The organism is Vibrio sp. 1557, from assembly GCF_033340175.1.
GTDB lineage: Bacteria > Pseudomonadota > Gammaproteobacteria > Enterobacterales > Vibrionaceae > Vibrio > Vibrio alginolyticus.
On sequence record NZ_JAWOVZ010000022.1, the window covers coordinates 54,284 to 73,246 of the forward strand.

Annotated in this window: 13 protein-coding genes and 5 tRNA genes; 7 read left to right on the forward strand and 11 right to left on the reverse strand. The window is 45.3% G+C overall.

The features are described from left to right. Window positions 1–155: 155 nt before the first annotated feature. From R7070_RS19940 to R7070_RS19955, 4 genes are all read right to left on the reverse strand, one after another. Window positions 156–1,106, reverse strand: coding sequence for an ABC transporter permease (locus tag R7070_RS19940; protein WP_005384239.1), 951 nt, complete (start codon window positions 1,104–1,106; stop codon window positions 156–158). 2 nt (window positions 1,107–1,108) lie between these two features. Further along, a complete protein-coding gene (locus R7070_RS19945) occupies window positions 1,109–2,086 on the reverse strand; it encodes an ABC transporter permease (protein ID WP_005379110.1) in 978 nt (325 codons plus the stop codon). A gap of 147 nt (window positions 2,087–2,233) precedes the next feature. Further along, on the reverse strand, window positions 2,234–3,787 hold the full coding sequence (locus R7070_RS19950; protein ID WP_005379109.1) for an ABC transporter substrate-binding protein: 1,554 nt from the start codon (window positions 3,785–3,787) through the stop codon (window positions 2,234–2,236). 92 nt (window positions 3,788–3,879) lie between these two features. Continuing rightward, complete coding sequence (locus tag R7070_RS19955) at window positions 3,880–5,595, reverse strand: dipeptide ABC transporter ATP-binding protein (RefSeq protein WP_005379108.1); 1,716 nt, start codon at window positions 5,593–5,595, stop codon at window positions 3,880–3,882. Window positions 5,596–6,256: 661 nt separating this feature from the next. Here R7070_RS19955 and R7070_RS19960 point away from each other — a divergent pair. Beyond that, entirely contained in the window at window positions 6,257–6,982 is a 726-nt protein-coding gene (locus R7070_RS19960) for an HAD family hydrolase (protein WP_005379107.1), read from the forward strand. A gap of 195 nt (window positions 6,983–7,177) precedes the next feature. On the opposite strand, the gene R7070_RS19965 is transcribed toward R7070_RS19960, so the two are convergent. The 5 genes from R7070_RS19965 to R7070_RS19985 form a co-directional block, all read right to left on the reverse strand. Continuing rightward, a tRNA-Pro gene (locus tag R7070_RS19965) sits at window positions 7,178–7,254 on the reverse strand. Between the two features lie 64 nt (window positions 7,255–7,318). Further along, window positions 7,319–7,394: transfer RNA gene (locus R7070_RS19970), tRNA-His, on the reverse strand. A gap of 48 nt (window positions 7,395–7,442) precedes the next feature. Continuing rightward, window positions 7,443–7,519, reverse strand: a tRNA-Pro gene (locus R7070_RS19975). A gap of 69 nt (window positions 7,520–7,588) precedes the next feature. Next, window positions 7,589–7,664, reverse strand: a tRNA-His gene (locus R7070_RS19980). A gap of 33 nt (window positions 7,665–7,697) precedes the next feature. Further along, window positions 7,698–7,774: transfer RNA gene (locus R7070_RS19985), tRNA-Arg, on the reverse strand. 335 nt (window positions 7,775–8,109) lie between these two features. Between R7070_RS19985 and R7070_RS19990 the strand changes: the two genes are divergently transcribed. After that, window positions 8,110–8,523, forward strand: coding sequence for a c-type cytochrome (locus R7070_RS19990; protein WP_005384252.1), 414 nt, complete (start codon window positions 8,110–8,112; stop codon window positions 8,521–8,523). A 73-nt stretch (window positions 8,524–8,596) separates the two neighbouring features. On the opposite strand, the gene rep is transcribed toward R7070_RS19990, so the two are convergent. Beyond that, window positions 8,597–10,612: a DNA helicase Rep gene (gene rep, locus R7070_RS19995; protein ID WP_005379104.1), complete on the reverse strand. Its 2,016-nt coding sequence runs from the start codon at window positions 10,610–10,612 to the stop codon at window positions 8,597–8,599. Between the two features lie 170 nt (window positions 10,613–10,782). On the opposite strand from rep, the gene R7070_RS20000 reads away from it, so the two are divergent. The 4 genes from R7070_RS20000 to ubiK all read left to right on the forward strand — a co-directional run bounded on the left by R7070_RS20000 (window position 10,783) and on the right by ubiK (window position 16,004). Next, on the forward strand, window positions 10,783–11,364 hold the full coding sequence (locus tag R7070_RS20000) for a TetR/AcrR family transcriptional regulator (RefSeq protein ID WP_005384254.1): 582 nt from the start codon (window positions 10,783–10,785) through the stop codon (window positions 11,362–11,364). Window positions 11,365–11,382: 18 nt separating this feature from the next. After that, complete coding sequence (locus tag R7070_RS20005) at window positions 11,383–12,486, forward strand: efflux RND transporter periplasmic adaptor subunit (protein WP_053349778.1); 1,104 nt, start codon at window positions 11,383–11,385, stop codon at window positions 12,484–12,486. Between the two features lie 12 nt (window positions 12,487–12,498). After that, complete coding sequence (vmeD, locus tag R7070_RS20010; protein WP_104975727.1) at window positions 12,499–15,621, forward strand: multidrug efflux RND transporter permease subunit VmeD; 3,123 nt, start codon at window positions 12,499–12,501, stop codon at window positions 15,619–15,621. A 131-nt stretch (window positions 15,622–15,752) separates the two neighbouring features. Further along, the gene (gene ubiK / locus R7070_RS20015) at window positions 15,753–16,004 is read left to right on the forward strand and encodes a ubiquinone biosynthesis accessory factor UbiK (protein WP_005379099.1); all 252 of its coding nucleotides are present in this window, start codon (window positions 15,753–15,755) and stop codon (window positions 16,002–16,004) included. A 278-nt stretch (window positions 16,005–16,282) separates the two neighbouring features. Here the strand turns inward: ubiK and ilvC are convergent, their stop codons facing one another. After that, complete coding sequence (gene ilvC, locus R7070_RS20020; protein WP_005379098.1) at window positions 16,283–17,767, reverse strand: ketol-acid reductoisomerase; 1,485 nt, start codon at window positions 17,765–17,767, stop codon at window positions 16,283–16,285. Window positions 17,768–17,910: 143 nt separating this feature from the next. On the opposite strand from ilvC, the gene ilvY reads away from it, so the two are divergent. Further along, window positions 17,911–18,801, forward strand: coding sequence for an HTH-type transcriptional activator IlvY (gene ilvY, locus R7070_RS20025; protein WP_318141281.1), 891 nt, complete (start codon window positions 17,911–17,913; stop codon window positions 18,799–18,801). Window positions 18,802–18,963: the final 162 nt, after the last annotated feature.

Genomic DNA, 18,963 nt, shown 5'->3' on the forward strand with positions numbered 1-18,963 from the left:
ACTTCACTCTAAATTAGTGGGTAAGGTCATCATGGCGGAAAAGCGCCAAAAAAATGTGAACAAAGAATAACTAGCAAAAAAAGAGCCGGAATTTGCATCCGGCTCTCAGTTTAGGAAGGAATTAAGCGAATTTACAACGCTTGGTGGGAAAATTCTTATCCTTTGTACAGTTTCGGGTTGAATACATCACGTAGCCAGTCGCCCAACAGGTTGATAACCAAAACCAATGTTACGAGCACGATGCCAGGGAAAGCAGTAATCCACCATGCACCAGAGAAGATGTAGTTAAAGCCGATGCTGATTAGCGCACCCAGAGAAGGCTGATCGACTGGCAGACCTAAGCCTAGGAATGACAGCGCCGCTTCCGACATGATCGCGTTCGCTACCTGTACCGTCGAGATAACCAAGATTGGCGATAGACAGTTCGGCAGAATGTGACGGAACATGATTCGCGGCGCTTTAAAGCCCATCACACGCGCCGCTTCGACGTATTCTTTCTTCTTCTCTGCCAATACCGAGGCACGAATAGTCCGTGCGTATTGCGGCCATTCTGCCACACCGATGATCACCACCAGCATGACCACCGCATATTGGCTGTAAAAATCACTGCCAAAGCTGGCTTTAAAGATTGCAGAGACGATGATCGCGACCATCATGGTCGAGAACGATAGTTGAACATCCGCAAAGCGCATCAAGAAGCTATCGATACGACCACCGAAGTAACCCGCCGACAAACCAATGATGATACCCAGAATCAACTGAAGACCGACGGCTAAAAAGCCGATCGTCAAAGACAAACGAGAACCGTAAAGAATGGTCGATAAAATATCGCGACCTTGCTCGTCAGTACCCAACACAAAGCGCTCATCGCCATCTTCCATCCACGAAGGTGGCAACTCAGAATCCATGATGTCGATAGACGTCAGATCGTACGGGTCTGTTGGCGCAAGAATCGGTGCAGCCAATGCCAATACTAAGAACATCATAAAGACGGTAAAACTCGCCATCGCCACTTTGTCGCGTTTGAAGTAATACAGAAAATCTGACTCTTTGAAACGCTGCCACGCTGATGGAGCAGGAGCTGGTGTTAAATTTGATTGGCTCATGATTAAGCTCCTTTTCCAGTTAGGTTCACAGTTGGGTTGATGATGCCGTACAGCAAGTCAACGATGGTATTGGTTACCACGAAGATCAGACCAACAAAGATAACGTAGGCAGTGATCAGCGGTGTATCTACACGGTTGATTGCCTCTAGGAAAAGGAAGCCAGTGCCCGGCCATTGGAACACGGTTTCAGTAAGAATGGTGTAGGCCACCATGGTACCAATCTGCACGCCACCTACCGTCAATACTGGTAGCATGGTGTTCTTAAGTGCATGTTGGTAATAAATCTTTTGTAAGTTCAAACCTTTTGCTTTGGCGAACTTAATGTATTCCGAACTCAGTACTTCCAGCATTTCTGAACGTACCAAACGGATGAACAACGGCAGCATGATAGACGCTAGCGCAATACAAGGTAGGATGAGGTGCTTGATACCATCAATGGTAAAGAAGCCAGATTCCCAACCGAGTACGTTAGCGGTTTCACCTCGCCCATAGGAAGGCAGCCAGCCGAGTTCGATGGAGAAGACGTACATCAGCATGATTGCGGTTAGGAACACCGGAATCGAGATGCCGACACTACTCATCGCCATAACAAATTTGGTAAAGACACTCTTCGGGTGAATCGCGGAATACACCCCGAGTGGTATAGAGAAAACGATAATGATGAGCGTCGCGCCAAACACGAGCTCTAATGTTGCCACCAGCTTATCGAGGATCACCTCAACCGCAGGTCGCTTGAAAAAATATGAGGTACCCAAATCACCTTGCAGTGCATTACCCACAAAGCGCGTGTACTTTGTGATAAAGGGATCGTTCAGGCCCAAGTCGTCGCGTAGCGCTTGACGCTCCGATTCCGAAACCGACTGACCTACAAGCTCACGCAGCGGATCACCCAGGTTGTCCTGAATGGCAAACGCCACCAAACTGATCACAAACATCACTATCAGTGCCTGAAACAGGCGCTTGACCAGAAACGAAAACATTCCTTGCCCCTTAACTATCCATAGATCTCTAAATTAGAGAGAAAATTCAGTCTAAATAACCCACTCAATCCGACTGAAACAAAACTGAGTCGAGTGCTTTAAGTTGAGGAGGGAAATCCATCCCTCCTCAAAGTCGACTAACCGTGATTATTCAACCACTAGGTCACCGAAGTAAGGCATTACCATTGGGTTAACGATGTCTGCCGCTTTCACGTTAGACTTCGCGCCCCACGCTTCACTTTGCCAGTGTAGCGGTACGAATGCTGCGTCGTTGTATAGTGTTGCTTCTACACCTTTCAGCATTTCTGCACGTTTCGCAGGATCCGTTTCTACGTTCGCAGCTTCAACCACTTTGTCCATTTCTGGGTTTGAGTAGTAACCACAGTTGTACTGACCACGACCGGTTTCTTCGTTACGAGTCATCGTTAGGAACTCGTTGAAGTTCGCTGAGTCTTCTGTATCTGAGTGCCAACCGATCATCAGCATGTCTGCCGCACACTTGTCGAACTCTGGCCAGTATTGCGCTTTTGGCATGGTCTTCAGATCAACCTTGATACCGATCTTAGACAACATTGCCGCTGCCGCTTGTGCTACTTTCGCATCATTCACGTAACGGTTGTTTGGTGCGATCATCGTTAGCGTCAGGCCGTTTTCGTAACCCGCTTCTTTCATCAGTTCTTTCGCTTTCTTCAAATCGTAGCGAGGAACCAGTTTGTCATCGTGACCTACGTAACCTGCCGGGCTTTGCTGACCAGCGGCCGTTGCGAAGCCTTTCATGATTTTCTTCACGATACCTTCGTTATTGATTGCGTGAACAATCGCTTGGCGAACGCGAACGTCTTTCAATGCTTCGTTGCTGTTTTGGTTTAGTTGGAACGTGATGATACGAGTACCAGGTAGCGTAACTAGGTCGATGCCGTCAGCATCTTCAACGCGTTTGTGGTCGTTTGGCGCTACAGGGTGAATCATGTCAACACCGCCAGAAAGCAGCGCTGCTACACGAGTTGCGTCTTCTTTGATTGGCACAAGCGTTAGCTTATCAACGTTACCTTTCGACTCTTTGTCCCAGTAATCTTTAAAGCGTTCAAATTCCACTTTTACGCCCTGTTCACGTGAAGTCACAATGAATGGACCCGTGCCAGATACGTTAGTCGATGCAAATGAGTTACCGTGCTTCACTAGCTCAGACTTGTCTTTGCCGTCCGCAGTTTTGCCAGTGTAGAACTTGCTGTCCATTGGGAAAATGTACGTTGCGGTTTGCAGCACTAGTGGGTAAGGACCTTTAGTTACAAGATCGAACGTGTTGTCGTCCACTTTGACGATTTTCTCGTACGGGTCGAAGATGTTTTTAAAGTCAGGAGAGCTTTGTAAACGCTGGAACGTCCACACGACGTCGTCAGCAGTTAGAGTATTGCCAGAATGGAATTTCACACCTTCACGCAGTTTGAAACGAACAGTCGTATCGTTAATACGTTCCCAACTTTCCGCTAGGCGAGGCTCGAAATCCATTTTTTGAGTAAAGCGAACCAACGGATCAAATACCATGTGTGACATTTGCAGTGTGCCACCTGATAGCTGCTCATGTGGGTCAAGCGATACTGGGTCAGCTGCATAGCCAACTTTGATATCTGCTGCCATTGCGTTAAAGCTTAGGCCCGCAGCCATTAGCGCCACTGCTAATTTGCTTTTCATGGTTTTCATTTGCATAACTCCTTCATGCGGGGATACGGATCCCTTGTTGTTGTGTTTGCGTCTTTGTTATGACTAAAGGTTAGCCAAGCGAATTGCTTGGTTTATGCCGTTTCGATCTCTTCTCGCAAGCCAGTAAACTCCGGCATCAGAGAAATCAATTTTTTGCTGTATTCGTGTTGAGGTGCCGTGAATAACTGTTCTGTTGGTGCCACTTCTAAAAGTGTACCCATTTGCATCACACCTACTCGGTCACACATCTGACGAATAACAGGTAAATCGTGGCTGATAAACAACATAGTCAAGTTCAGCTCACTTTGCAGATCTTTCAGCAAGTTTAGAATTTGTGCCTGTACCGATACGTCCAGTGCTGAGGTCGGTTCATCACAAATCAAAAGTCGAGGACGAGTCGCCAACGCACGCGCAATAGAAATACGCTGACGCTGACCACCGGAGAATTCATGAGGGTACTTAAGCCCAGCCATTCGACCCAAACCAACATGATCCAATAGGTCATTCACGATTTGGCGAGTTTCCGACTCGTTTTTCGTCAATTTATGGAAACGGATTGGCTCAGCAATAATATCGAATACCTTCATACGAGGGTTCATTGAAGTATATGGGTTTTGGAACACCATCTGCATTTGACGACGCATCGGGCGGCGCTCTTTCTCAGAGGTTAAAGCGGTCAGGTCAATGCCCTCGAATTTCACCTGACCAGAGTTAGGTTGGTATAAACCAGCAATCACACGTGCAATGGTCGATTTACCTGAACCAGACTCGCCCACCAAACCAAAGGTTTCGCCTTCGTGCACTTCAAAGCTCACATTATTAGATGCTTGCACGTATTCTCGGCGGCTCTCGAACAAAGAGTCTTTGGTAACAAAGCGAAGATTGACGTTCTTCACGTCCAAAAGCGGGCCAGTGTACTCACGCTCATCTTGGCTTTGTCCTAACCAGTGGTTCTTGATATCGAGTGGCTCCATTTCCGCCGCTTCTTCGATATAGCTTACTAACGGGAAACGATCTAACTTTCTGTCTGAACGTGGTACCGCTGAAATTAGACTGCGAGTGTAAGAGTGATCAGGATCGCCCAATACTTTGGCTGTTGGTCCAAACTCCACCAAGTCACCACGATACATTACCGCCACGCGATCGGTGACGTTGGAGACGACACCCATATCGTGAGTAACTAACATACAGCCGACATTGTTCTTGATACACAGCTCGCGGATCAAGTTGAGGATTTGGTCTTGGATAGAAACGTCTAACGCCGTAGTTGGTTCGTCCGCGATGATGAGATCAGGCTCACCAGCCAAAGCAATAGCAATGACAACACGCTGACGCATACCACCAGAGAATTGGTGCGGGTACTGTTTTAAGCGGTTTTCTGGTTGCGGAATACCAACCTGCTGCATAAGAGAAAGCGCGCGCTGATACGCCTCTTCATCAGAGACCTTCATGTTAGCGTGGATCGTCTCTTTCAGCTGTTGCTCAACAGTAAAAAGTGGATTGAGCGAGGTCATCGGATCTTGGAAAATAAAACCTATTTTCGAGCCGCGAACCTTACGCATCGCTTCTGGTGATAGGCCAGAAATTTTTTCTCCATCCAAGAATACATCACCGCTAGCAACGCGACCTGGGGGACTAAGCAAATCGATAACAGCGTTACCAACGGTGGATTTACCCGCACCTGATTCGCCAACAACACCCACGATTTCACCACGTTCAATATGAAAAGAAAGTGACTTCACGGCAGCGTGAACGCCGTGTCGGGATGGGTATTCAATACGAAGGTTTTTCACTTCTAATAGTGACATTTCAGACCTCTACTGCCTTGTCTGTGGTATCGAATCATGCCAAAGGCACCATTCATCACCTGAATGAATCCGTTCAAATTCAGAATAATACTCTGAAATCTTAATGCGGAAATAATTTGGCAAAAATCACACAAAAAAGCAACAATTAAAGTATATTCCGCCGAAAAAACATTAAATAAACGCACAATTAGCGAATAAAAATGCATTAACAAGTATTTAACCATTTTCATATCACACTATTTTTGTGCGTCATGCACCAATAAAACTAGAAAAATGCTCTAAAAGTAAACATGAGCTAAACAAGATCATTAACCATATTATTCATGTGCATTTATTAACATTTAACAAACAATATCATATGCAAAAAGTGTTTTTTCAACATAAAAAACTATTAATAAAATAGTCGGCAAATACAAAAAGCCAAACTTAGGAAGAGAAAGGATAGGTCAAAACGTGAACAAAACAGCAAAACCACACAAATCCTGCTCCAACGCAGATTATGCGCCACTTAAGCGGTTTATTGACTAAGCAAAGGAAAGTACCGCTATCCTCATTCGTACGTCATAAGAAAACTCGCCGGTTTTAACCCTTTACGACACAATTGAGAGTGGGATAATAGATGAACAGTGTCAAAGCCAAGCCGTAAATAAAAGGAGCCCCTGTGCTTAAAGCGATTTTTTTTGATATGGACGAGACTTTATGTGCAACGTCACAAGCCGATAAAGTTGCAGGACAAGCGTTTACAACTTGGATTCATAAGACCTACCCACAAGTTACCGAGCCAAAAGCGTTTTTGCAGCGCTACTTACAGGGTGTATACAAAAAGCTGAATGCTGAGTTCCCTCACCTTGTGGCTCTGCTACCCGATGAAAATGCCTTCCGTTGTGGCCTGATCCAAAACATCTTGGCGGAGCAAGGCGTCAGCATCACTGCAAAAGAGGCTCAACAAGCTCAAGACTACTTTGACTCTGCACGTATGGGCGCGTTCACCTTCTTCCCTGGTGTAAAAGAAATGCTCAGCGACCTTCGTCAACATTACAAACTCGTCGTGATCACTAACGGTCCGATTTTTTCTCAACACCCTAAATTAAACGCGACACAAATGAGCAACTGGGTGGACCATATTATTGTGGGAGGAGAAGAGCCAGAAGAGAAACCTGCTACAAGTATTTTCCAAAAAGCGCTCGACTTGGTCGAAGTAAAACCAGAAGAGGCTCTACACGTGGGCGACTCTTTACCTGCTGACATTGCTGGCGCTAACAATATGGGCATTTTGAGTGTATGGGTGAATGCGACAGGCGCAAGCAACTCAACGGATATAACGCCAAGTTTTGAAATCCAAGAAACGGTAGAACTGAAAGAAATCCTTAAAACACTCGCCCAATAAAAGCAGCGGATTAGAAAACTACAAAACCCCAGACACTGCTCTGGGGTTTATTTTGTCAGCTCGAAAAGCATTTAGATCATAGGTGGTCAAAAGCCCCTAGAGCTGTACACTTTTGGGGAAAATTGAAATGGAATGCCGATTCTTTTCAGGAGAGATGTAAAAAAGCCCCAGTCTTTCGACTGAGGCTTTAAATAGTGGTCGGTGAAGAGGGATTCGAACCCCCGACCCTCTGGTCCCAAACCAGATGCGCTACCAAGCTGCGCTATTCACCGAACTGTATTTACTGATTTTCTCAAATCAGACAGGACACTTCAACTAAGAAGTCACCTTAATTAATGGGGTGGCTAACGAGATTCGAACTCGCGACCACCGGAATCACAATCCAGGGCTCTACCAACTGAGCTATAGCCACCATCAATTTTTGCTGTTTACCGCTCTATTAGAGCCATAAACTAAATAGTGGTCGGTGAAGAGGGATTCGAACCCCCGACCCTCTGGTCCCAAACCAGATGCGCTACCAAGCTGCGCTATTCACCGACGATGTTTTATCTTGATTGAATCAAGATTGGGAGCAATGCTACCGCATTCAATCTAAAAAAGAAAGAATGGGGTGGCTAACGAGACTTGAACTCGCGACAACCGGAATCACAATCCGGGGCTCTACCAACTGAGCTATAGCCACCACTGATTTTTACCGATGTATCCTCCGAGGCAATGGTACGCCCGAAAGGATTCGAACCTTCGACCTTTGGCTCCGGAGGCCAACGCTCTATCCAACTGAGCTACGGGCGCATGCCCTATCGGCGGAGTGGAATAATACGGATATCACACTATGCCGTCTAGTACTTTTTTTACTTTTTTTATCGTTTGGTCTCTTTTTCGACAGTTATCTTCCGTTAAAGTGGATTTTTGATGTGATTCACGCCCTGTCATGGATAACTTGTTGTTTATTGCAACAAGTTATCGGGATATAATCACCCATTATTTACATTGATTTAACAGCTGCAACCAAGTTGTCTAATCATTCTATGCCATTCAGTGGAATTTAATGATTTCTCTGCTCGGCATTAATACTCTAACTATATAAATAGGTAAGTCACTTACCTCGGGAATGTGAAGTGGGTTTAATGGATATGTCTCGACAAATGATTAGCGTTTTGTTCGCTGCCTTAACGTTTTCTACGGCAGCTTTAGCTTCTGACATCAGCCAAACTGAATACGATGCGATCGCAGAACGCATCCAACCTGTCGGTGATGTTTATCTAGCGGGTTCTGAGCCAGTGAAAGAAGAACCAACCGGTCCACGTGATGGCGCCACAGTTTATGGTACTTTTTGTATTGCTTGTCACGCATCTGGTGTAAACGGCGCACCTAAAACAGGTAATGCCGATGATTGGGCACCGCGTATTGCACAAGGCAAAGATACGTTAGTGAAGCACGCATTAGAAGGCTTCAATGCGATGCCAGCCAAAGGAACCTGTATGGACTGTTCTGACGATGAAATCATCGCAGCAATTGACCACATGATTGAAGGTCTATAAGTAAAGACATCAACGAAAAAGGCTTGCCAGTTGGCAAGCCTTTTTGTTTTTAGTCAGTGAGAACAAGGTTACTTTACTTCTTAAACATTGCTCGAATATTGGCAATGTGTGCTTGACCTTTCGCCATACGCTCTTCTGCTGATACTGGCTTTTTGTTTACTTCCCATTCAACGTCATCAAATGGCAACTCATCCAAAAAGCGGCTTTGAGTCGGTTTGATCAACTCGCCGAACTGCCGACGCTCTTTGCACATAGTGAAAGTCAGTTCACGTTGCGCTCGAGTAATACCAACGTACATCAGGCGACGCTCTTCTTCCACGTTATCTTCATCAATACTGGTTTGGTGCGGTAAAATACCTTCTTCGGACCCAATTAAGTATACATATGGGAACTCAAGGCCTTTTGATGCGTGCAAGGTCATCAGTTGTACTGCATCACTGTCTTCATCTTCTTCACCGCGCTCCATCATGTCACGCAAGGTCAAACGTTGAACGACTTCTTTTAACGTTTTCTCTTCTTGATCGTAGTTGTCACCCTCTAGGTCCGCCACTATCCATGAATAAAGATCAGAAACGTTCTTCATTCGCATTTCAGCGGCTTTCGGACTTGCTGAAGTTTCGTATAGCCAATCTTCATAATGGATATCACGAACTAGCGAACGAACCGCTTCGACGGTATCACCACGCTCAGCTTGATCAGCAATCGCCACTAGCCATTGGGTGAAACGACGCAGGTTTTCTAGGCCACGTCCCGTTAGGTGCTGTTCGAGCCCCATTTCAAAGCTCGACTCAAACAGGCTCTTCCCTCGCATATTGGCATAACTGCCTAACTTCTCTAACGTTACTGGGCCAATTTCACGTCGTGGAGTATTCACAATGCGCAAAAATGCATTGTCGTCATCCGGATTAACCAAAACGCGCAAATACGCCATGATGTCTTTAATCTCTGCGCGCGCAAAAAACGAGGTGCCGCCAGAAATTTTATACGGTACACGGTTTTGCATCAGAGACTTTTCAATCAAACGTGATTGGTGGTTACCACGGTATAGAATCGCATAATCTTTATATTCGGTACGGTTTAGGAACTTATGCGCAATTAGTTCACCCGTTACGCGCTCTGCTTCATGCTCTTCATTTTTAGCCAACAACACTTTGAGTTTTTCACCGTCAGGAATTTCAGAGAACAAGGACTTCTCATAGACGTGAGGGTTGTTAGCTATCAAAATGTTGGCCGCACGCAGGATTCGACTCGTTGAACGGTAGTTTTGCTCTAGCTTAATCAAACGCAAATTTGGATAATCTTCACCCAGCAACACGAGGTTCTGAGGTTTCGCACCACGCCATGAATAAATAGACTGATCGTCATCCCCTACAACCGTCAATCGTCCACGTTCTCCGACAATTAATTTGACCAGCTCATACTGACTCGTGTTGGTATCTTGATACTCGTCAACCAGTAGGTAACGGATACGATTCTGCCAACGCTGACGAACGTCTTCATGATTACGTAAGAGTAAAACGGGCATCAAAATTAGGTCATCAAAATCAAGCGCGTTATAGGCTTTCATTTGCTTTTGGTACATATCAAAACAGAACGCAAACAATTGTTGCTGTTCACCTTGCGCACGCGCTTTGGCTTGCTCTGGCGTCAACATGTCGTTTTTCCAGTTGGAAATACAACTCAGAAGCTGACGTAGCAGATCTTTATCACCATCAAGCTGCTTTTCAGTAAGCTCTTTGAGCAGCGCTAGCTGGTCTTGGTCATCAAACAGTGAGAAGCCCGCTTTCAACCCTAAATGCTTGTACTCACGCTTGATGATGTTCAATCCTAAAGTGTGGAATGTTGATACCATCAAACCTTTAGACTCACCTTTCCCTAACGTTTGACCTACACGCTCCTTCATTTCACGTGCCGCTTTGTTGGTAAACGTCACCGCCGCAATGTTACGCGCTTTGTAACCACATTGCTGAACCAGATAAGCGATTTTATTGGTAATAACACGAGTTTTGCCCGAGCCAGCACCAGCTAGCACTAGGCATGGACCAGACACGTATTTCACGGCTTCATCTTGACTAGGGTTCAGCTTCATAGAAATTCTCTGCGGGTGATGAATGTGGCGCCTATGATAAAGGGGTGGCCTCGTGAAAGCTATGCTGATTTCTTGTAATTTTTACACCAATTAAGTGCAATATTCTGTTGCATAAATGGCGGGTATTTAAGCTATAATGAATGAACGTTCATTCACTAAAGGGTGACATTATGAAGGATAACCCTGCTGTAGATAAACGAGAACAAATCTTAGTCGCTGCTGAACAACTCATTGCTGAATCTGGCTTTCAAGGGCTTTCCATGCAAAAGCTCGCCAATGAGGCAGGTGTCGCAGCAGGGACGATTTACCGTTATTTCTCAGATAAAGAACATCTTTTAGAGGAACTACGCCTTAACGTTGCTAAGCGTGTGGCTACTGCGGTGCAACTAGGTGTTAGTGAAGAGATGCCTTTAAAACAGCGTTATCGAACCATGTGGCTCAATATTTGGAATCTAGCGAGCTCGAACTTAAGTGCGATCAGCAACCGAGTCCAATATGAATCTTTACCCTGTTCAAATAGTAGCAAAGCTCGGGAACTTGAGAGACAAATGTTTGCCCAAGTAGATCTTCTTTTTAATCAGGGTAAAGACGAGGGAGTATTCAAGCTTCTCGATAACGAAGTACTTTCTGGATTAAGTTTTGAGGCAAGTGTTGCACTTGCTCGGAAACACGCTTTGGGATTTTATCAACTGGATAAGACGGCATTAGAGGCCGCTATTGAAGCCAGTTGGGATGCAATTATTAAACACTAACTTGGAGTTCTTAATAGAATGAAAAAGTGGATTTTGATGCTATCAATTGTTTTATTACTTTTTGGTAGCGTTGTTACATACAGACTAATTGATATCAAAGACAAAATGGAGCAGTTTGCCAATCGCCCTGAACCAGCATTCCCAGTAACCGTAACTGAAGTGCAAGCGGTGGATTGGGTACCAGTCATCGAGGCAATTGGTTTTATCGAGCCAAATCAAGGCGTGACGGTAGCGAACGAAACGAGCGGTGTTATCGATAAAATCGCATTTGATTCCGGTACTCAAGTCAAAGCAGGTCAGCCACTAGTACTGCTTGACTCTGACGTTGAGAAAGCGAATTTAAAGAGCTCGCAAGCCAAGTTGCCAGCAGCAGAAGCGAAATACAAACGCTACCAAGGGCTATTTAAAAAAGGCTCTATTTCTAAAGAAGCGTATGACGAAGCAGAAGCGAACTACTTCTCCTTAAAAGCGGACATTGAAAGCTTGAAAGCGACCATCGACCGACGCGAAATCAAAGCGCCATTTGATGGTGTAGTAGGTATTCGTAACGTGTACCTAGGTCAGTACCTACAAGCGGGTACCGATATTGTTCGCCTGGAAGACACCAGCGTGATGCGTTTACGCTTTACCGTGCCGCAAACCGATATTTCACGTATCAATATCGACCAAGAAGTGGATATCTTTGTTGACGCTTATCCAGACCAACCTTTCAAAGGGTCTATTTCTGCGATTGAACCAGCTGTAAACGTACAAAGTGGTTTGATTCAAGTTCAAGCGGATATCCCTAACAGTGACGGCAAACTGCGTAGTGGTATGTTCGCGCGTGCAAACATCATTCTGCCTAAGTTAGAAAATCAGGTCACTCTACCTCAAACCGCGATCACATTTACGCTATATGGCGACAATGTTTACATCGTAACAGAAGAAGATGGCGAAAAACGCGTTAAGCAGCATGTGGTAAAAGTTGGCGAACGCTCTAAAGATATCGCACACATTCTAGAAGGCGTGAAGCCAGGTGATGTGGTAGTGACATCGGGTCAAGTCCGTTTGAGTAACCATGCGAAAGTAAGCATTGTCGAAAGCGATGCAACTACCCCACCTGCTGAAACACCAATGCTTTAAGTTGGAGGCATCATGCGCTTTACAGATGTTTTTATAAAACGTCCAGTTTTAGCGGTATCGATCAGCTTTTTGATTGCATTGCTTGGTTTGCAAGCGGTGTTCAAAATGCAAGTTCGTGAGTACCCTGAAATGACGAATACGGTGGTCACCGTGACCACCAGTTACTACGGTGCAAGTGCCAACTTGATCCAAGGCTTTATTACTCAGCCATTGGAGCAAGCGGTAGCGCAAGCCGATAATATTGATTACATGACTTCGCAATCGGTACTAGGTAAATCAACCATTACTGTCAACATGAAGTTGAATACTGACCCGAATGCAGCATTGGCTGATATCTTAGCGAAAACGAACTCAGTACGTTCTCAGCTTCCAAAAGAAGCCGAAGATCCAACCGTAACCATGTCGACAGGTTCGACAACGGCGGTACTGTACATCGGCTTTACGAGTGACGAGTTATCTTCAAGCCAGATCACTGACTACCTTGAGCGTGTAATCAACCCGCAGTTGTTCACTGTAAACGGTGTATCCAAAGTTGACCTGTATGGTGGTATGAAGTACGCACTGCGCGTATGGTTAGATCCTGCCAAAATGGGCGCTTTGAAGTTGACCGCTACGGATGTGATGAGCGTTCTTAACGCCAACAACTACCAATCTGCAACCGGTCAAGCGACGGGTGAGTTCGTACTTTATAACGGTAGCGCAGATACTCAGGTATCAAACGTTGCTGAACTTGAAGCATTGGTCGTGAAAACTGGTGAAGGGGATGTCATCCGCCTAGGTGATATCGCTAAAGTAACGCTGGAGAAGAGTCACGACGTTTATCGCGCAAGTGCAAACGGTCAAGAAGCCGTGGTTGCGGCGATCAACGCAGCACCAAGCGCTAACCCAATCAACATTGCAGCAGACGTACTTGAACTGTTGCCTCAGCTTGAGCGCAACCTACCAAGTAACATCAAAATGAACGTGATGTACGACTCAACTATCGCCATCAACGAATCGATTCACGAAGTAGTGAAAACGATTCTTGAAGCAGCGGTCATCGTACTTGTGGTTATCACACTGTTCCTAGGTTCATTCCGCGCGGTAATCATTCCTATCGTGACCATTCCACTTTCATTGATTGGTGTGGCAATGGTGATGCAGGCAATGGGTTTCTCTTGGAACTTGATGACGCTACTGGCGATGGTGCTTGCCATCGGTCTGGTGGTGGATGACGCGATCGTTGTACTAGAAAACGTTGACCGTCACATCAAAGAAGGGGAATCGCCATTCCGAGCTGCAATTATTGGTACGCGTGAAATTGCGGTTCCAGTTATCGCGATGACATTGACGCTAGGTGCAGTGTACGCGCCGATCGCATTGATGGGTGGTATCACCGGTTCATTGTTCAAAGAGTTCGCTTTGACACTGGCAGGTTCAGTATTCGTATCCGGCATCATCGCTTTGACACTATCACCAATGATGTGTTCGAAGATGCTGAAGGCGAACGAGAAGCCAAGCAAGTTTGAGCAAAAAGTTCACCATGTACTTGATGGCATGACTAATCGCTACGCAAGCATGTTAAAAGCAATAATGGCTAGCCGACCAGTGGTGATCGTGTTTGCGATAATTGTATTCGCAAGTTTACCAGTCCTATTCAAGTTTATTCCTAGCGAGCTAGCTCCATCTGAAGATAAAGGTGTTGTAGTACTCATAGGGACCGCACCATCAAATTCGAATTTGGACTACATCCAAAACACCATGGATGATGTGAATAAGATTCTCTCTGATCAACCAGAAGTGGAATACGCTCAGGTATTTAACGGTGTACCGGATTCTAACCAAGCGTTTGGTTTAGCTACACTCAAACCATGGGGCGAACGAGAAGCGAGCCAAGCAGAAATCAAACAGCGTGTTGGCGGGCTTGTTTCGAGCATTCCGGGAATGTCTATTGCTGCCTACGAAATGCCGGAGCTACCAGGTGCTGGTTCAGGCCTTCCTGTACAGTTCGTAATTACAACGCCAAACAACTTTGAAAGTTTGTTTACCGTTGCAAATGACATTCTGTCGGAAGTAGCAAGCAGTCCAATGTTTGTCTATTCCGATCTGGATCTGAAATATGATTCTGCAACGATGAAGATCAAGATCGATAAAGACAAAGCGGGTGCCTACGGTGTGACTATGCAAGACATTGGTATCACCCTCAGCACCATGATGGCAGATGGTTATGTAAACCGTATCGACCTAAATGGCCGCTCTTATGAGGTAATTCCTCAGGTTGAGCGTAAATGGCGTCTAAACCCAGAATCGATGAAGAACTACTATGTACGCTCTGTGGATGGTAAAGCGGTTCCATTAGGTAGTCTGATTACCATTGATGTGGTGGCTGAGCCTCGCTCTTTGCCACACTTCAACCAGCTAAACTCAGCAACTGTGGGGGCTGTTACAGGCCCTGGTGTTTCGATGGGGGATGCAGTTAATTGGTTTGAAAATATTGCACAAACCAAACTGCCTGCAGGGTATAACCATGATTACATGGGCGAATCTCGTCAGTTTGTAACGGAAGGTAGTGCCTTGTATGCAACCTTCGGTCTTGCACTTGCGATCATCTTCCTCGTTCTGGCGATTCAATTTGAATCACTCCGCGATCCTATTGTCATCATGGTATCTGTACCTCTGGCAATATGTGGTGCCTTGATCGCATTGGCCTGGGGTACGGCCTCGATGAACATCTACTCGCAGGTTGGTTTGATAACGCTGGTCGGCCTAATAACCAAGCACGGTATCTTGATCTGTGAAGTCGCCAAAGAAGAGCAGTTACATAATAAACGGTCTCGTATTGATGCGGTGATGGAAGCTGCGAAAGTGCGTCTTCGCCCTATCCTAATGACCACTGCAGCGATGATCGCAGGTCTGATCCCGCTGATGTACGCAACAGGTGCAGGTGCCGCGCAACGTTTCAGTATCGGTATCGTCATCGTTGCTGGCCTTGCAATCGGTACACTCTTCACACTATTCGTACTACCTGTGATTTACAGCTACCTAGCTGAAAAACACAAACCTCTGCCAGTATTTGTTGAAGACAAAGACTTGGAGAAGTTAGCGCGAGTTGACGAAGCGAAAGCAGCTCATCGTGAATTAGCGGATAACAGATAAGCTATTAAGGCATTCAAAAAGGTCACTTCGGTGGCCTTTTTTATTGCCGCTCTCTTTTTTGCCATCTAAGTGGCGACTTTCACGTATCATTTACTTAAAATGAGGACAAATCAAAAGGAGTTTTAGCCACTATGTTTGACCCAAAGAAATTAGAGCAAATTGCTAAACAGATTCACGACTCAATGCCTCAACCTGTAAAAGAATTGGGCTCTGATGTCGATCAGAAAGTTCGTCAAGTAATCCAAGGCCAGCTAAACAAGCTAGATGTTGTAAGTCGCGAAGAGTTTGATGTTCAAACTCAAGTTTTACTACGTACACGTCAAAAGCTAACAGAAATGGAACAGAAGTTGGCGCAACTTGAAGAAAAGCTTGCTGAAAAATAAGTATCAAAGCGCTCCTCACAAAGGAGCGTTTTTCTTATCGGCGCGCAGATAAATCGGCTAAAAACAAAAAGGCTTGGTCAACGGCGACCAAGCCTTTTGATTAGATGTTGTGTTTTATTTTGTATTTATCACTCCAGTCTGCCTGGAGTTTATCTACTGCGTTACTTGAGACTAAGTAAATTACGCTGTATTAAGGTTTCATTTCTAGGAGAAGGCGCGAACTTTACGATAGTAAACGAGCACCTTCGACACCGAAATGGAGCCTTAAGGCCAGTCATTTAGCCGCCCACCGCGATACGCTTCATATCAGTCATGTAACCACGTAGCTCTTCACCGATGTACTCTACAGGGTGGTTACGGATTGTTTCATTCACAGCGATAAGAGTCGCGTTATCCACTTGGTTAGACGTTTCACCTAAACCTTTACCAATTACGTCAGTATTTACGGCTGGCATAAACTTCTCACGTAGAAGCGGCGTTGCTACGTTAGCGAACAGGTAGTTACCGTATTCCGCAGTGTCTGAGATAACCACGTTCATCTCGTATAAACGCTTACGTGCGATAGTGTTTGCGATAAGTGGCAGCTCGTGTAGAGACTCATAGTAAGCAGACTCATCGATGATGCCAGATGCCGTCATCGCTTCGAATGCTAGCTCAACACCCGCACGAACCATAGCAACCATCAAGATACCGTTATCGAAGTACTCTTGCTCAGAGATTTCTACGTCAGTTTCTGGGTAGTTTTCGAAAGCAGTTTCACCTGTTTCTGCACGCCAGCCTAGTAGATTTGCATCGTCGTTTGCCCAGTCAGCCATCATAGTGCTAGAGAAGTGACCGGTGATGATGTCATCCATGTGCTTGTTGTATAGCGGACGCATCAGTTCTTTTAGCTCTTCAGAAAGCTCAAATGCTTTCACTTTTGCAGGGTTAGTTAGGCGATCCATCATGTGAGTGATACCACCAAACTTCAGTGCTTCAGTGATGGTTTCCCAACCGTATTGAAGAAGCTTACCAGCGTAGCCAGGATCGATACCATCAGCAATCATCTTCTCGTAACATACGATAGAGCCAGCCTGTAGCATGCCACAAAGGATAGTTTGCTCACCCATTAGGTCAGATTTCACCTCAGCAACAAAAGAAGACTCTAGACAGCCTGCACGGTGACCACCTGTTGCTGCAGCCCAAGCTTTCGCGATATCCCAACCTTCACCTTTTGGGTCGTTCTCTGGGTGAACAGCGATAAGAGTCGGTACACCGAAACCGCGCTTATATTCTTCACGAACTTCCGTACCTGGACATTTAGGTGCAACCATTACTACCGTTAGGTCTTTACGGATTTGCATGCCTTCTTCAACAACGTTGAAACCGTGAGAGTAACCTAGTGCTGCGCCTTCTTTCATTAACGGCATTACCGTCTCAACAACGTTTGTGTGCTGCTTATCTGGAGTAAGGTTTACTACTAGATCAGCTTGTGGAATTAGCGTTTCGTAGCTACCTACCTCAAAACCGTTGTCTTTTGCGTTTTTGAATGACTGGCGTTGCTCATCAATCGCGGCTTGGCGAAGCGCATAAGCAACGTCTAGACCAGAGTCGCGCATGTTCAGACCTTGGTTAAGACCTTGAGCACCACAACCTACAATGACTACTTTCTTACCTTTCAGATAATCCGCTTCTGAAGCGAACTCACTGCGGTCCATAAAACGACAACGACCTAATTGGTCCAACTGCTCGCGCAAGTTTAGGGTATTGAAATAATTAGCCATCTGGGTGCTCCTTTGAGATTCTTCCATTGAGGTCAGTAATTGCCTTACCGAATAACTTTATACTAAAACAGACATGAGATTGCTTAAAGTGATATATTCACAATTAGTTATTGCAATTTATGCAACGTGGAAATGAAAATTTAATGAATATCAAAAGCCTGCAACTTTTCATTCATCTCTGTGAGAGTAAAAGTTTCGCCAAGACCGCAGCGGCAATGCATATTAGCCCTTCAGCCTTAAGCCGACAGATACAAAAATTAGAGGAGGAAACCAGCCAACAATTGTTTTTACGCGACAACCGTAGCGTTGATTTAACTATCCAAGGTAAAAAGCTAGTCCCAGTCGCCTTAAAGATTCTTGGCGAATGGCAGCAGTATCAGAGTCATCTGAAGGGAACCGAGGATGAATTGAAAGGAGAAATCCGTCTCTTTTGTTCTGTTACTGCAAGCTACAGCCATCTTCCGGAGCTAATATCTGACTTTCGTATTCAGAACCCTTTCATTGAATTCAAACTATCAACCGGCGATCCAGCTCAAGCGATCGACAAAATACTAGCAGATGAAGCCGATATTGCCATATCAGCCAAGTCAGAACAGATGCCAAATAAAATCGCATTTGAAACGATCAGTGAAATCCCACTTTCTGTCATCGTACCTGTTGGGGTTAGTGCGTTTGCTGAAGAGCTACAAAAAGAAAAACCAGACTGGTCGGTCATTCCATTCATACTCCCAGAAGCAGGAACGGCAAGGGACAGTGCCAATACTTGGCTCAAACAAATGAAAATAAAGCCAAAGATCTACGCACAAACCTCCGGACATGAAGCCATCGTAAGTATGGTTGCATTGGGGTGTGGAGTAGGTATCGCACCTGATGTTGTAATCAACAACAGTCCGGTAAGAGAAAAGATAAATCGTTTAAAAGTCTTACCAATTAAACCTTTTAAACTTGGTGTTTGCTGCAACAAAACTCAGCTGGAGAATCCGCTTGTTAAAGCCTTTTGGAAGGTTGCAGAGAGCAAGTATATCGCACCTTAGATGAACACTTTTTAGGTATAAAGTGAGCTAATTTTAAAACTCTATAGATGCAAAAAAGCCCGCTCTTTCGAGCGGGCTTCTTAAATTTAAAGCCTGGCGATGTCCTACTCTCACATGGGGAAGCCCCACACTACCATCGGCGCTATTTCGTTTCACTTCTGA